The sequence below is a fragment of the Ruegeria arenilitoris genome (assembly GCF_013030985.1).
GTDB classification, from domain to species: domain Bacteria; phylum Pseudomonadota; class Alphaproteobacteria; order Rhodobacterales; family Rhodobacteraceae; genus Ruegeria; species Ruegeria arenilitoris_B.
In genome coordinates this window covers 162986-177330 of record NZ_WPYP01000005.1, presented here as the reverse complement: position 1 = coordinate 177330, position 14345 = coordinate 162986, and the positions used below count along the sequence as shown (strand labels likewise).

At 59.7% G+C, this 14345-nt stretch carries 13 protein-coding genes; 10 read left to right on the top strand and 3 right to left on the bottom strand.

The window, feature by feature from the left end; translation table 11 throughout:
* The first annotated feature begins 4 nt into the window (after window positions 1-4).
* From GOX88_RS12300 to GOX88_RS12290, 3 genes are all read left to right on the top strand, one after another.
* Entirely contained in the window at window positions 5-484 is a 480-nt protein-coding gene (locus GOX88_RS12300; protein WP_170401951.1) for an invasion associated locus B family protein, read from the top strand.
* Between the two features lie 59 nt (window positions 485-543).
* A complete protein-coding gene (locus GOX88_RS12295) occupies window positions 544-717 on the top strand; it encodes a hypothetical protein (RefSeq protein ID WP_170401947.1) in 174 nt (57 codons plus the stop codon).
* Between the two features lie 147 nt (window positions 718-864).
* Window positions 865-1227, top strand: coding sequence for an adenylate/guanylate cyclase domain-containing protein (locus tag GOX88_RS12290; RefSeq protein WP_170401944.1), 363 nt, complete (start codon window positions 865-867; stop codon window positions 1225-1227).
* Between the two features lie 32 nt (window positions 1228-1259).
* Here the strand turns inward: GOX88_RS12290 and GOX88_RS12285 are convergent, their stop codons facing one another.
* Window positions 1260-2036 (bottom strand): FadR/GntR family transcriptional regulator, encoded by a 777-nt coding sequence (locus tag GOX88_RS12285; RefSeq protein ID WP_170401941.1) that lies wholly within the window; start codon window positions 2034-2036, stop codon window positions 1260-1262.
* 335 nt (window positions 2037-2371) lie between these two features.
* Here GOX88_RS12285 and GOX88_RS12280 point away from each other — a divergent pair, with 335 nt between their 5' ends.
* The 4 genes from GOX88_RS12280 (at window position 2372) to dld (ending at window position 8479) form a co-directional block, all read left to right on the top strand.
* Window positions 2372-3421 (top strand): TRAP transporter substrate-binding protein, encoded by a 1050-nt coding sequence (locus GOX88_RS12280; RefSeq protein ID WP_170401938.1) that lies wholly within the window; start codon window positions 2372-2374, stop codon window positions 3419-3421.
* Window positions 3422-3532: 111 nt separating this feature from the next.
* The gene (locus tag GOX88_RS12275; protein ID WP_170401935.1) at window positions 3533-5602 is read left to right on the top strand and encodes a TRAP transporter large permease subunit; all 2070 of its coding nucleotides are present in this window, start codon (window positions 3533-3535) and stop codon (window positions 5600-5602) included.
* Between the two features lie 12 nt (window positions 5603-5614).
* Window positions 5615-6766 carry an alpha-hydroxy acid oxidase gene (locus GOX88_RS12270; RefSeq protein ID WP_170401932.1) on the top strand — a complete coding sequence of 384 codons (1152 nt, stop codon included), beginning with the start codon at window positions 5615-5617 and terminating at the stop codon, window positions 6764-6766.
* Between the two features lie 18 nt (window positions 6767-6784).
* Window positions 6785-8479 (top strand): D-lactate dehydrogenase, encoded by a 1695-nt coding sequence (gene dld / locus GOX88_RS12265; RefSeq protein ID WP_170401929.1) that lies wholly within the window; start codon window positions 6785-6787, stop codon window positions 8477-8479.
* A gap of 42 nt (window positions 8480-8521) precedes the next feature.
* Here the strand turns inward: dld and GOX88_RS12260 are convergent, their stop codons facing one another.
* The gene (locus tag GOX88_RS12260; protein ID WP_170401926.1) at window positions 8522-9190 is read right to left on the bottom strand and encodes a cupin domain-containing protein; all 669 of its coding nucleotides are present in this window, start codon (window positions 9188-9190) and stop codon (window positions 8522-8524) included.
* Window positions 9191-9319: 129 nt separating this feature from the next.
* Entirely contained in the window at window positions 9320-10207 is an 888-nt protein-coding gene (locus GOX88_RS12255) for a LysR family transcriptional regulator (protein WP_170401923.1), read from the bottom strand.
* A 126-nt stretch (window positions 10208-10333) separates the two neighbouring features.
* On the opposite strand from GOX88_RS12255, the gene GOX88_RS12250 reads away from it, so the two are divergent.
* From GOX88_RS12250 to cysK, 3 genes are all read left to right on the top strand, one after another.
* Complete coding sequence (locus tag GOX88_RS12250) at window positions 10334-10957, top strand: glutathione S-transferase family protein (protein WP_170401920.1); 624 nt, start codon at window positions 10334-10336, stop codon at window positions 10955-10957.
* 60 nt (window positions 10958-11017) lie between these two features.
* The gene (locus GOX88_RS12245; RefSeq protein ID WP_170401917.1) at window positions 11018-13072 is read left to right on the top strand and encodes an FAD-binding oxidoreductase; all 2055 of its coding nucleotides are present in this window, start codon (window positions 11018-11020) and stop codon (window positions 13070-13072) included.
* Between the two features lie 87 nt (window positions 13073-13159).
* Window positions 13160-14239: a cysteine synthase A gene (cysK, locus tag GOX88_RS12240; RefSeq protein ID WP_170401914.1), complete on the top strand. Its 1080-nt coding sequence runs from the start codon at window positions 13160-13162 to the stop codon at window positions 14237-14239.
* Window positions 14240-14345 lie beyond the last annotated feature (106 nt).

Genomic DNA, 14345 nt, shown 5'->3' with positions numbered 1-14345 from the left:
CAGTATGAAAACTTGGATTTGCGCATTGGGGGCCGCACTGGGCCTGGCACTTCCACTTGCCGCGCAGGAAAACGACGCGCCGCTTTGGTCGGTCAATTGCAGCAATCTGGTCAACGGCACCGAGCTGATCTGCGAAATGACCCAAAGCATTGTTTTGACCGAGAACAACCAAAGGCTTACCTCTATCGCTTTCGTGAAACCGGCGGGGAAAGACGAGGCTGAAACCGTACTGACCCTGCCGTTTGGTCTGCTGTTTTCCGAAGGGTTGGTCGCCAAGGTCGATGGTGCCGAGGTTGCGCGCCTAGAATTCCTGACCTGCGAAGCGCAAGGCTGCTTTGCCCGCTCTCCTGTCTCATCGGACTGGATGTCAGCAATGCGGGCCGGTGATCAGTTGACGATCGAAGGCAAAAACAGGGTCGGAGACCCGATTTCCTTCGGGTTTGATCTGGCCGGATTCAGCAAAGTGTCTGATCTTCTACCCTGATGGGCCGGTCATTTGCGGAGCGCGTGATCCGGGCTGGTGTCTGTGCCAGAGGGTAACCCATGCCCAATGTCGCGCAGCTGACCGCGTGGTTGGTTTCGGACGGAAGGATGCTGGGTGACAATACCCGGATCATCTCACGCTATTGCCCTGCCTTGACGGAACTGGACGTGCCCTTGTCCAGGGTTCGGATCGGGCAAAGCTACGCCAACCCTTTGATCAGCGCTGGGGGATGATCTGGATACCGGACGGGGCACGGAAATACACCGTGCCCGCAGCGGTTTCGACTACAAGCTCCTGCTAAAGCAGCCCGTTTGAACATGTTGTCGATACCAGAACCTGCCTGCGCAAACGGATATCGGATCTGGACCTGAAATCGCAGCATGAGGTCTATACCGAACGTGCTGAGGGCGGCAACACAGTCGCTGGACAATTTGCGGGACTATAACGCTGCCGCTGGCGGCAGGGGTAAGGACGCAATCGAGTTTGTCATCGGTATCGACTATGGCGCGGTGACTTTTTGCAATATCGGCAGCCCCGACCGACTGGACTTCACCGTTGTCGGCACCGCTGTCAACATCGCCAGCCGTGTGCAGGGTCTGTGCAAGGAACCGGGTGAGTCCCTTCTGGTGTCGTCAAACGTAGCAGGACATGTCCGGCCGTTGGTCCAGACAATCGGAAAGCATCAGGTCAATGGGTTGGGGCAGGAGATCGAGATATTCCGAGTCATACCGCAACCGGGATGACGACCAGACACGGTCCCGCGCAAGTATGGCCGTTACTGCCCTGACAGCATCCTGCGTTTTTCAGCCATTGCCTCGCGGCGATTGCGTTCGATCCCCAATCTGAAGGACGCTTCGACAAAATCGATATGGTCTGTTGCGGCTTTTGCGGCGCGCGCCTCATCTCCGTCGATCACGGCCTTGCCCAGTTCCAGATGCTGGGCCAGCAGTTTCTCTCCGGTGCCGTCAATTGTTTTCAGAAAATCGCGGTTATAAAAAACGCCCTTGCGCGTGAGTTCATAGATCGACGCCATCATGTGGATCAGAGTCGCATTCTGACTGGCATCCACGATTGCCGAATGCAGCGCGAAATCCGCCTCTTGCGAGGCCTTGGTGTCCTTTGCCTGCCAGGCCCGTTCATTCTCGGCCAGAATTTCTGCGATCCGCTCTTTATCCGCCTTGGTCGCGCGTCGTGCCGCAAGGCGGGCGGCAAAGGCCTCTTGTTCGCGCCGGTATTCGAGATAATCAAAAAAGGCAGGTTCGTGCCGTTCGTAGAGCGCAAGCAAAGCGGGCATCATTGCTTGACCGGTCAGAGCGGCCACAAACGTGCCTTCACCATGCTGCGTGGTGACCAGACCGCGTTCTTCGAGAACCGCCAGAGCCTCGCGCAGTTTTGGCCGCGATACCCGCAGCATCTCGGCAAGATCCCGTTCTGAAGGCAGTTTGCGGCCCTGTTTCAGGATGCCGGACGCAATCAGATCCTCAATCTGGGCAACGACGGCTTCGGCCAGCGATTCGTGTCCGACCGGTTCAAAAATCGCTGTGGGGCTCATGGCGCTGTGCCTCCGCTAAGTGTCAGATTAGGAGTTACTGGTAAATAAATATAACCATATCAGGCAAAAATTCAAGCGACCGTATTGGGCAGGATAATTGAGCGCAGCCTTATGTATTTGAACGATTAATGAGCAATTCCTGAAACCTGATGTCGTTGAAATGTCCCGGAATGGCGCGAATTTAGTTCAGAAATGGGTGAAGGTGAAAAAAGCCAGTGGTAAATAAAATTGTTGACTGGTTTGGACTGGTAAAGTTAGTTTACCACCGGAGAGGCGCTGGAAGAGCCTGCGCCACTGATTGGGGTAGACGCCCTGACCAACCTGGAGGAGATTTTATGAAAAAGACCCTGACGAGCCTCGCCGTGGCCGCCAGCCTGCTGGCCGCACCCGCGGTTGCCGCTGACAAGCTGTTGCTGAAAACCCCGATCGCCTTCTCGACCGAACTGCCGGGCCTGGGTTCGCCGATCCCGCGCGTGGCCGAGCAGCTGGACCTGATGTCGGGCGGTACGCTGAAGATGAAAGTCTACGAGCCGGGCAAACTGGTTCCCCCGTTCGAGATTCTGGACGCCGTTTCCACCGGCAAGATCAATTCGGGCTACACCACTGCCGGTTACTGGGCTGGTAAAATCCCGGCCGCGCCGCTGTTTTCGGCCGTTCCGTTTGGCCCCGAGGCTGGCGAATACATGGCGTGGATGTATTACGGCAACGGTATGACCCTGTATCAGGAAATGTATGATCAGGCCGGCTACAACGTTAAAGTTCTGCCCTGTGCCATCATCGCGCCCGAAACCTCGGGCTGGTTCGCAACCGAGATCAACTCGCCCGAAGACCTGAACGGTCTGAAGATGCGTTTCTTCGGTCTGGGTGGCAAGGTCATGCAAAAACTGGGCGTTGCAACCTCGCTGCTGCCGGGCGGTGAAATCTTCCCCGCGCTGGAAAAAGGCGCGATCGATGCGACCGAGTTCTCGATGCCTGCCATCGACGCGCGTCTGGGCTTCCACAAACTGGTGAAATTCAACTACTTCCCCGGCTGGCACCAGCAAGCGACCGTATTCGAACTGCTGATCAACAAGGACGTCTGGAACGAATCCACCGATCAGCACAAAGCGATCATCGAAAACGCCTGTAAGGCCTCGATGGCGGACAGCTTTGCCGAAGGCGAAGCCATTCAGCACGCGGCTCTGATCGACAACGTTGAAAACAACGGCGTCACCATCAAGCAGTGGTCGCCCGAGATGCTGGACACGTTCCGCACAACCTGGGAAGAGGTTGCTGCTGAAGAAGCCGCCAATGACGCCTTCTTTGCACAGGTTCTGGCCGACATGAACGAGTTCCGTGACGGCTATGATCTTTGGAAGACCAACGCCTTCCTCCCTCGTCAGTAATCTCCCTCACTGACGATGCCGGGGCGGCTTTGACCGCTGCTCCGGCCCTTATCCTTATTACTCGGAATTTCTAACCAATCACTGCCCGCACTCCGGGCTGCTGAGCGAGGAATGACCATGGACAGCCAAAAGAACCTCAACGATCCGGTCGAAGCCTATGAAGGCATCCTGGAGCACCCCGAGACAGACCGCCAGAAGATTGCTGTCGCCATCGACACTGGCGTCAAGGCGGTAGGCCATGTGGTCATGTGGGCAAATGTGCTCCTGATGGGAGCGATTTTCTCTCAGGTCTCGCTGCGCTACCTGTTCAGCCAGAACTATCCAAAGCTGGATGAGATCCAGTGGCACTTCTACGGCATCGTTACGATGATCGGTATTTCCTATGCTTTGATCACGGACAGCCATGTGCGCGTTGACGTGCTGCATATGCAGCTTTCACGCCGCGCGCAGCGGGTTATCGAGGTGATCGGTATCCTGACCCTGCTGACCCCGTTCATCTATCTGATGGTGGATCAGGGATATGACTATTTCTACGAAAGTTTCCGCGTCAACGAACGGTCGGACAGCCCCACCGGTCTGCCTGCACGCTGGGCCTTTAAGGCGGTCATTCCGATCAGCTTCATCCTGCTGGCACTGGCTGCGCTGGCGCGGTTGATCCACGACGGACACGCGTTGCTGTACGGACCGGAGTCCGAGCGCGAAGGCGCTCCGCTGCGCCGTATCCTGCTGGTGCTGGCCGTGTTTGCCGCCGTCTGCGTCGGCCTGACCTTCCTGGTCGAAACGACCGAGGAAAAGCTGGTCATCGCGATGTTCCTGACCTTCATCGCGCTGCTGTTCACCGGTTACCCGGTGGCCTGGGTTCTGGCCGGTGTCGGTGTGGCCTATTGTGGCCTGGCCTATCTGTTCGACAATGATCTGATGCTGTGGACCGGGTTGGAGAGCACCTTTACCGGGCTCGACTACCTGACCCTTGGCGCCGTAGTGAACCGGGTCTATGCGACCATGTCCAACGCTGTTCTGGTCGCCCTGCCGATGTTCATCTTCATGGGCCTGATGCTGGACGAATCCGGTGTGGCCGAGCGTCTGATGTCCTCGATGCAGCGCCTGTTCGGCACCGTTCGCGGTGGTCTGGCGATCACTGTGACCCTGATCGGGATCATTCTGGCGGCCTCGACCGGCATCATTGGTGCGTCCGTGGTGCTGCTGGGTGTGCTGTCGCTGCCCTCGATGATGCAGCAGAAGTATCAGCCGACGCTGGCTGCCGGCGTGGTTTCGGCCTCGGGCACGCTGGGCATTCTGATCCCGCCGTCGATCATGCTGGTGATCATGGCCGACCAGATGGCCCTTTCGGTGGGTGACCTGTTCATGGCTGCGGTGTTCCCCGGTGTGATCATCGGTGGCCTCTACCTGACCTATATCTTTATCCTTGCCTTGGTGAAGCGCGACGCGGCCCCCGTGCCCGAAGGTGCCACGGCCCCCGACTGGGCTGCCGTCAAGGATGTGCTGATCGCGGTCATCCCGACCCTGATGCTCATTCTGGCCGTACTGGGTTCGATCTTTGCAGGTCTGACCACGCCGACCGAAGCTTCGGGTATCGGTGCGCTTGGTGCAACGCTGCTGGCCTTGGGATATCGCAAGCTGACCTTCAAGAAACTGTGGAACGTGCTGGTGTCGACCTTCAACACCACCGCTTACATCTTTGCGATCTTCCTGGGCGCGACCGTGTTCTCGTATGTTCTGCGGGAAATGGGCGGCGATGAGTTGATCGAACATGTGGTGCAATCCACCGGCTTCGGCGCCAACGGCACGATCCTGTTCATCCTGTTCATCGTCTTCCTGCTGGGCTTCGTTCTGGACTGGATCGAGATCACGCTGATCGTGCTGCCGCTGATGCGCCCGATCGTGAACGGCCTTGGCATCGACATCCCGGGATTTGGCGTTCTGGATGAACCGGCGCTGGTGTGGTTCGTGATCCTGGTTGCGGTGACGCTGCAAACCAGCTTCCTGACCCCGCCTGTTGGCTTCGCCCTGTTCTATCTGAAAGGTGTCTGCCCGCCCGAGATCAAGCTGATGCACATCTACAAGGGCATCATCCCCTTCGTACTGCTACAGCTGACCGGTCTGGCGCTGGTCTTCCTGTGGCCGACCCTCGCCACCTGGCTGCCGTCGGTCGCTTATTAAGGAGCTGCCCCGATGCGTCTGAACCAATGCCATAACTTCCACGACTTCCGGCGGCTGGCCAAACAGCGGCTGCCCGGTCCCATCTTCAACTACATCGACGGTGGTGCCGATGACGAGGTGACGTATCGGGAGAACACCAACGCGTTCGACCGCTGCGATCTGTTGCCATCGGTGCTGTGCGGGGTGAAGGACGTGGATATGTCCGTCACGGTGATGGGGCAAAAGCTGGACATGCCGGTCTATTGTTCGCCCACCGCCTTGCAGCGCCTGTTCCACCATCGGGGCGAACGCGCCGTTGCAGCGGCGGCCGAGAAATACGGGACGATGTTCGGTGTGTCTTCGCTGGGCACCGTTTCGCTGGAGGAGCTGCGGCAGAAGCACAAGAATCCGCAGGTCTACCAGTTCTATTTCCACAAGGATCGCGGTCTGAACGCTGCCATGATGCAGCGCGCCAAAGAGGCGGGCGTCGAGGTGATGATGCTGACCGTCGACAGCATCACCGGCGGCAATCGCGAGCGCGACCTGCGCACCGGATTCTCGATCCCGTTCCGGCTGACGCTGGGTGGCATGATCCAGTTTGCGATCAAGCCGATGTGGGGGATCAACTATGTCACCCACGAGAAATTCCGCCTGCCGCAACTGGAAGAGCACGTGGATATGGGCGGCGGTGCCAGTTCAATCGGTGGGTACTTCACCGACATGCTGGACCCGTCGATGAACTGGGATGACGTGGCGCAGATGGTGCGTGCCTGGGACGGTCAGTTCTGCCTCAAGGGCATCATGACCGTCGAAGATGCCAAACGCGCGGCCGAGATCGGCTGCACCGGCATCATCCTGTCGAACCACGGCGGCCGTCAGCTGGACGGCTCGCGCACGCCTTTCGACCAACTGTCCGAGATCGTGGATGCGGTGGGTGACAAGCTGGACGTGATGATGGACAGCGGCATACAGCGCGGCACCCATGTGCTAAAAGCCTTGTCGCTGGGGGCCAAGGCGGTCGGTGTCGGACGGCACTATCTGTATCCGCTGGCTGCGGCAGGGCAGGCGGGCGTCGAGCGTGCTCTGGGTCTGATGCGGGCTGAGATCGAGCGTGACATGAAACTGATGGGCGTCACCAGCGTCGACCAGCTGAGCCGCGAGAATATCCGGTTTCGCGCCGCATAAACCACAACGGGGGCTGCCATGACCAATGATGAGCTGATCAAACATTTCCGTTCCATCGTTGGGTCGCGCCACGTCCTGACCGGAGAACGCGCGACAGAGCGGTTTCGTCGCGGGTTCCGCTCGGGCGAGGGCGAGGCGCTGTGTGTCCTCCAGCCCGGCAGCCTGCTGGAACAGTGGAAAGTGCTGCAGGCCTGCGTTGCGGCCGACAAGATCGTCATCATGCAGGCCGCCAATACCGGCCTGACCGAGGGCTCGACCCCGTCGGGCAGCTATGACCGCGACGTGGTTCTGATCAACACCCGCCGGATGGATACTCTGGTGCCGTTGAACAATGGAGAGCAGATCGTCAGCTTTCCCGGCGCCACGCTGTTTGCGCTGGAAAAGATGCTGGCCCCGCTGGGGCGTGAGCCGCATTCGGTGATCGGGTCCTCGTGCATTGGCGCCTCGATTGTGGGCGGCGTGTGCAACAACTCGGGCGGATCGCTGGTTGAACGCGGGCCTGTCTATACCGAACTGTCGGTCTACGCGCAGATCACCGCGCAGGGCGAGCTGGAACTGGTCAACCATCTGGGCATCGATCTGGGCAACACGCCCGAAGAGATTCTGACCAGCCTGGATGCAGGCACGTTCGAGCGCAATCCGGGGGCCACGAACAAACGTGCCTCGGCCAGTGATTATGCGCAGATCGTGCGGGACGTGGATGCGGAAACTCCGGCGCGGTTCAATGCAGACAGGGCCAAGCTGTTCGAATCCGCCGGGTCAGCTGGCAAGATGGCGGTCTTCGCCGTGCGGCTGGATACCTTTCCCAAGAACCAGGCCGAGCAGGTTTTCTATATCGGCAGCAACAACCCGGATGATCTGGCCGCCCTGCGCCGTCATATCCTGTCTGATTTCAAATCCCTGCCGGTCTCTGCCGAATACATGCAGCGCGAGGTGTTCGACATCACTGCAAAATACGGCAAGGACACGGTTGTGATGATCGATAAGCTGGGCACTGACCGGCTGCCGATGTTCTTTGCTATGAAGGGCGCTGTTGACGCGCGACTGCGGCGCATCCCGTTCCTACGCAATTTCACCGACCGGTTCATGCAGGCTGCTGTCTCGGTCTGGCCGCGGGTTCTGCCGAAGCGGATGGTCGAGTTCCGCGATCGCTACGAACATCACCTGATCCTGAAAATGAAGGATGACGGCATCGCCGAGGCCAGTGCCTGGCTGCCCGAATTCCTGAAAGACCGCGACGTGGATTTCTTCGAATGCACCGCGCGCGAGGCGAAAATCGCAGGTCTGCACCGCTTTGCCGCCGCCGGGGCCGCCGTGCGTTACATGGCGATCCACGCGGATGAGGTCGAAGACATCATCGCACTGGACGTCGCCCTGCGCCGCAACGATCAGGACTGGCTTGAGAAACTGCCGCCCGAGATCGAGAACCAACTGGTTCACAAGCTGTATTACGGCCATTTCATGTGCCACGTGATGCATCAGGACTACGTGGTCAAGAAAGGTGCCGACCCCAAGGCGCTGAAAGCCGCAATGCTAGCGCTGTTTGATCAGCGCGGTGCGGAATACCCGGCCGAGCACAATGTCGGACACCTCTACAAGGCCAAGCCCGATCTGGCGGCGCATTACAAGTGTTGTGATCCGACCAACTCATTCAACCCGGGCATTGGCAAGATGTCCAAGGCGCGCAATTACCGCGAGGACAGCGCTGCCTAACCGATTTTACGGCAGGCGGTGACCCAAACAAGCACGCAAGGATCAGACTTGCGGGGCCCGGGCATAGGGAAGATGTCCGGTTTTCGTCCAGACCTTGGCGCCGTCTGGGCCTGCGGTGGCAGTCAAGGCTTGGCCTTCGGGCAGACGCAGCCAGTCGTTTTTGTTCAGGACGTCTTCGCCGGTCGTAATTGATCCGTCGATGATCAGCACCTCGATCCCGCCGGGCGCGTCGGATGTAAGGGTCGCGCCCGCGTCCAGATGGCTATAGGTGACCACCTCGCGTACGTCCTTATGCAAGGTCGCGGTGGCGATGCCGTTTACCGGGGCGGACAGCTCATCGGCCATGGTCTTGCGGAGCTGCGTACGGTCATCCATGTCGAACTGCCAGAGTTTGACGAAGATGGTGCAGCCGGGGTCCGATCCCGGCGTATGCTGCGATGTTGGCGGGTTGCGCACATAAGTCCCGGCGGGGAAATCGCCGTGTTCGTCCTGAAACACCCCGTCCAGCACAATGAACTCCTCACCACCCGTATGGGTGTGCGCCGAGAATTTGCTGCCGGGCGCATAGCGCACGATGGTTGTGGCGCGTGCAACCTCGCCCCCGATCCGGTCCAACATGCGCCGGTCCACACCTTTCATGGGCGAGGCTTGCCACTCGAGCTGATCAGAGTGAACAACGACGCGGGAAGAGAAATCCGAGTTGAGTTCCATGAGGCGGGTTCCTTTCGACCTAAGGGGCTGCGATCTGCGCGCGCCTTTTTTCACACCACAACTGAACATGGGGCTGAGGTTTTAGGATTTCCACCTTGGCGAATTCGGCAGTGGCGTTGAAATGGGCACTCAGGCCCCGCGCAATTGTGCCACCAGATAGTCGATCAATGCTCTTATCCGAGCGGTCAGGTGGCGGTTTTGCGGATAAGCGGCATAGAGGCCGACGGAAACCGCCTCCTGCGGCTCAAAAATCAGTTGCAACTGTCCCGTATCCAGAAACGGCTGCGCAGTGTACAAAGGAATGCGCCCGATCCCCAACCCGTCAGCGGCCATATGGGCCACGGCGCGCGGCGAGTTGGCCCGGAAATTGCCGGACACCCGAACCGAATACTCGCCGCCCGGTCCCTTGAAGGTCCAGTGGTCGGTCGTGTTGCCGGTGGTCTGTAGCAAGCAGTTATGAGAGGCCAGCGCCGCGGGGTCTGTCGGGGTTCCAAATTCGGCCAGGTAGTCAGGTGACACACAGCACACGATCCGCATGTTCATGAGCTTGCGCGCCACGAGGTTCGAGTCTTTCAGGACACCGAAACGAATGGCCAGGTCATAGCCTTCCTCGACCATCGGGACATGGTGATCCGACAGGTGCAGCTCGACCGAGACCTTGGGATGTTCGGTCTGAAACGGTTTCAGCAGGTGGATCAGTTCCGCAGAGCCGAACCCGGTTGGCGCGGTGATCCGGATGCGGCCCGCCAACTCGGTCTGGCGTTGCTGGACCAGGCCCTCTAGCTCATCGAACTGCTCCAGCAGGGGCAGGCAGCGTTCGTAATAGGCGCGTCCTGTATCGGTCAGGGTGACACTGCGGGTGGTGCGGTTGAACAACTGCGCGTTCAGGCGGTCCTCAAGCTGGGCGACATATTTGCTGGCCAGCTTGGTGCTGATGCCAACCTGCCGAGCGCCCTCGGTAAAGGAGGAATGCGCTGCCACGGCCGCAAAGGCCCTCATGCCCTGAACAGTATCCATTATCCACACTTCGTTCATAGTAAGTCACTAGACAGATATATTATCGCCCGATGAAATTCAAACTAAGTTTGGGGCTCAGATGCTGATCCTCAGCCGAACCCTACCATTCAGAGAAAGAGCCAACAGATGTCCAACGCTATCCGAATTCACAGTTTTCCGCTGTCCTGTCATGCCCACCGCGCAGTTCTGTTCGCCAGTCTTGCCGGTATCAAACATGACGTCATCGACGTTGATTTGGCCGGTGGTGAACACAAAAGCGAAGCGTTTCTGGCGCTGAATCCAGCGGGGCAGGTGCCCGTGCTGGAAGAGGGCGATGCGGTCGTCTGCGACAGCAACGCCATCCTGGTTTACCTGGCCCGAAAATACGCGCCGTCCTACCTGCCGACTGACCCGGTGCTAGAGGCCGAAGTGCAGAAATTCCTGACCCTCGCCGCGGGTGAGATCGCCTTTGGCCCCGCCGCCGCGCGGTTGATCACCGTATTCAACGCGCCGCTGGATGTGGAGTTCACCCATGCCACCGCTGCCAAGGTTCTGGGCAAGCTGGACGCACACCTTGAAGGGCGCGACTGGCTGGTTGGCGCTGCGCCCTCGATCGCGGATGTCGCGATCTACAGCTACACCGCGCACGCGCCCGAGGGTGGTGTTTCGCTGGAGCCTTACACAAATGTGCGCCGCCTGTTGGCCAATATCGAGGCGCTGGACGGCTTTGTTCCGATGCCCCGCACGGCGGTTGGTCTGCACGCCGCCTGACTCTGAACCGGTCCGGTTGCGCAATGGCGCAGCCGGCCCCTTCGACACATGAGGTCCGTCATGAATGTTCCTGTCACCGTCGATAGATCACCCTTTCACACAGGCGAACAAACCATGCAGGCCCGTGTGGGGAAGCGGGAGAAGGTCGAAAAAATAGGTCGCGACTTTATCCGCCCTTACATGCCCGATCAGCATCGGCAGTTCTTTGGCAAGCTGCCGTTCATCGTTCTGGGTAGCGTGGATTCCGACGGGTGGCCCTGGGCGTCGATGATCTCGGGCAGGCCGGGGTTTGTCAGCTCGCCCAATGACCGGCGGCTGGACGTTGCGATCCGGCCGTTGGAAGACGACCCACTGGGCGCTGCATTGCAAGCCGGTGCCCCTATCGGTGTCGTGGGGGTGGAGCTGTCCACACGGCGCCGAAACCGGATGAATGCGACCGTGGGCCGTGTCGATCAATGCGGCTTTTCACTGGATGTGGTGCAGTCCTTTGGCAACTGCCCCCAGTATATACAAACCCATGATGTGACCTTTGTCCGAGAGCCTGAGGCCGATGTCGCGCGCGCCCGCGCCAACCGGTTTTCTGAACTGGATGCGCAGGCCCGCGAAATGATTTCGACCGCCAATTCCTTTTACGTCGCCAGTTCGGTGACGACCCCGGAACACACCGGCGTAGATGTGTCGCACAGGGGCGGGCGCTCGGGTTTCGTCAAGGTCGACGGCAACAGCCTGTTGGTGCCCGACTTTGCCGGCAACAACTTTTTCAATACGCTGGGCAATTTCCTTGTGAACCCCCGGGCAGGTCTGCTGTTTCCGGACTACCAGACCGGAGATCTGTTGATGCTGACCGGAACGGTAGAGGTTCTGGACGAAGATCATCCCGATATCGCCGCGTTCCAAGGTGCAAACCGCGGCTGGTTGTTTCATCTGCACCATGGGCTGCGCATCCATGACGCCTTGCCGTTCCGGGCTGAATTTCTGGAGTTTTCGCCCAATAGTCTGATGGGGGATGACTGGAAGACGGTTGAAGCCCGTCAGAAGGCTGAAATGCAAAGGAACCAGTGGCGCACCGTGCGGGTCGCCTCGGTGCGCGATGAAAGCGAGGTGATCCGGTCCTTTACCTTTGAGCCGACGGACGAGTTGCCCTTGCTGCCCTTTGAGGCGGGTCAGTTTCTGACGCTGCGCGTCCAGCCCGAAGGCAGGGCGCCAGTGGCCCGGACCTACACTGTCTCTTCTGCTCCGGCGGATGCCTGCTACAGGATATCGGTCAAGCGCGAGCCCGGCGGTTCGGTGTCGAACCATCTGCATGACACGTTTTCGGTCGGTGACCTTATTGAGATTCAGGCCCCCAAAGGGCAGTTTTTCCTAAACCCTTCCGAAACCCGCCCCGCCGTTCTGTTCGCCGGAGGGGTCGGCATCACGCCGATGATCTCAATGGTTCGCCACGTCCTGAACGAAGGCCTGCGCACCCGCCACACCCGCAACCTGACCGTTTTTCACGCCGCGCAGACCGTGGCGCAGCGGGCCTTTCATGCGGATTTGCGCCGGGCCGAGGCCTCCGGCGACGGCGAGATCCGCTATGTCTCGGTTATTTCGCGGCCCGAACAGGGCACGCGCGCAGGCGTGGATTTTGATGCCGCGGGCTATATCACGCCTGCGCTGATCCGTGACACGCTGCCCTTGGATGACCATGATTTCTTTCTGTGCGGCCCACCGTCCTTCATGCAGGCCATCTACGACATGCTGCGCGAACTGGGCGTCAGGGACGGTCGGATTTTTGCCGAAAGCTTCGGCCCCGCCGCGCTGAAGCGGCGATCCGATGGCGTCACACCAGAACCACAGCCCGAGGCCCAAGTGGCTCAGGTCACCTTTCAGGCCAGCGGTCGCAGGGCGCAGTGGGAAAAAGATGGGCCGACCCTGTTGGAAACGGCTGAGGCTCAGGGGCTGGAACCATCTTTCGGGTGCCGTTCAGGCTCTTGCGGCAGCTGCCTGACGCGCAAAATCGCCGGTAAAGTTGCCTATCGCACTGAACCGACGGCGGATCGTTCCGAAGACGAGGTGCTGATCTGTTGCGCCGTACCCGCCGAAGGGACAGCCGAGGTGATACTGGATTTGTAGCATGACCCGGCAGAAAGGGTTCGAGACATTGGCGCGGACGCAGGTTAGAAAGATGGGATTGCACCTGTGATCAAGTGAGGATTTCCGATGACCAACCCAAAACTCAGAACCACCTCGGGCAATGGCCGCATCTATGACAGCGTGCTCGACACGATCGGTAATACGCCCACGATCCGCATCAACAATCTGGGGCCTGAAGGCGTCAATCTGTTCGTGAAGTTCGAGGCCTTCAATCCCGCCGGTTCGGTCAAGGATCGCCTTGCGGTCAACATCATCGAGGCCGCCGAGCGCAGCGGGGCCTTGAAGCCCGGTCAAACCGTGGTCGAGGCGACCAGCGGCAATACCGGCATCGGTCTGGCCATGGTCTGTGCGCAAAAGGGTTACCCTCTGGTCGTCACAATGGCCGAGAGCTTTTCCACCGAACGCCGTCAATTGATGCGGATGCTGGGGGCCAAGGTCGTGCTGACGCCCAAGGAAGAAAAAGGCTTTGGCATGTATCGCAAGGCCGCCGAGCTGGCCGAAAAACACGGCTGGTTCCTGGCGCGCCAGTTCGAAACACCGGCCAATGCCGAGATTCACGCCGCCACGACCGCGCGGGAGATTTTGGGCGATTTCAACGGGGAACCGCTGGATTACTTCGTGACCGGCTATGGGACCGGCGGCACGATCACTGGTGTCTCGCGTGTTCTGCGTGCCGAGTGGCCCGATACGAAAATCATCCTGTCCGAGCCTGCCAACGCGCAGCTGGTGGGCAGTGGCATTGCGACAGAGCGGGGCAAGGACAACGAGCCCGTCGCCAGCCACCCGGCGTTTGAACCGCATGTGATTCAGGGCTGGACGCCGGATTTCATCCCGTCGGTTCTGCAGGAGTCCATCGACAACAGTTACTTCGATCAGCTGATCCCGGTGCCCGGCCCGACGGGTGTCGAATGGGCCCAGAAACTGGCCAGCCAAGAGGGGATTCTGACCGGTATTTCCGGCGGTGCGACCTTTGCCGTGGCCATGGAAATCGCCGAACAGGCCGAACCCGGCGCGTCTGTTCTGTGCATGCTGCCCGACACGGGCGAGCGGTATCTGAGCACACCTTTGTTCGGCGACATCTCGGTGGATATGACAGACGAGGAAGCCGAAATCTCGCAATCGACGCCCGGCTACCACGTCGGCTGACGCCGGGTCGCCCAGGGCTGTCCGGACGCGTTCCTTGCCTAAGGCCCCCCGTAACTGCAATGATATTGGCAGGTTACGGGGGATGGTGCCCGGGATCGGGCAAGGG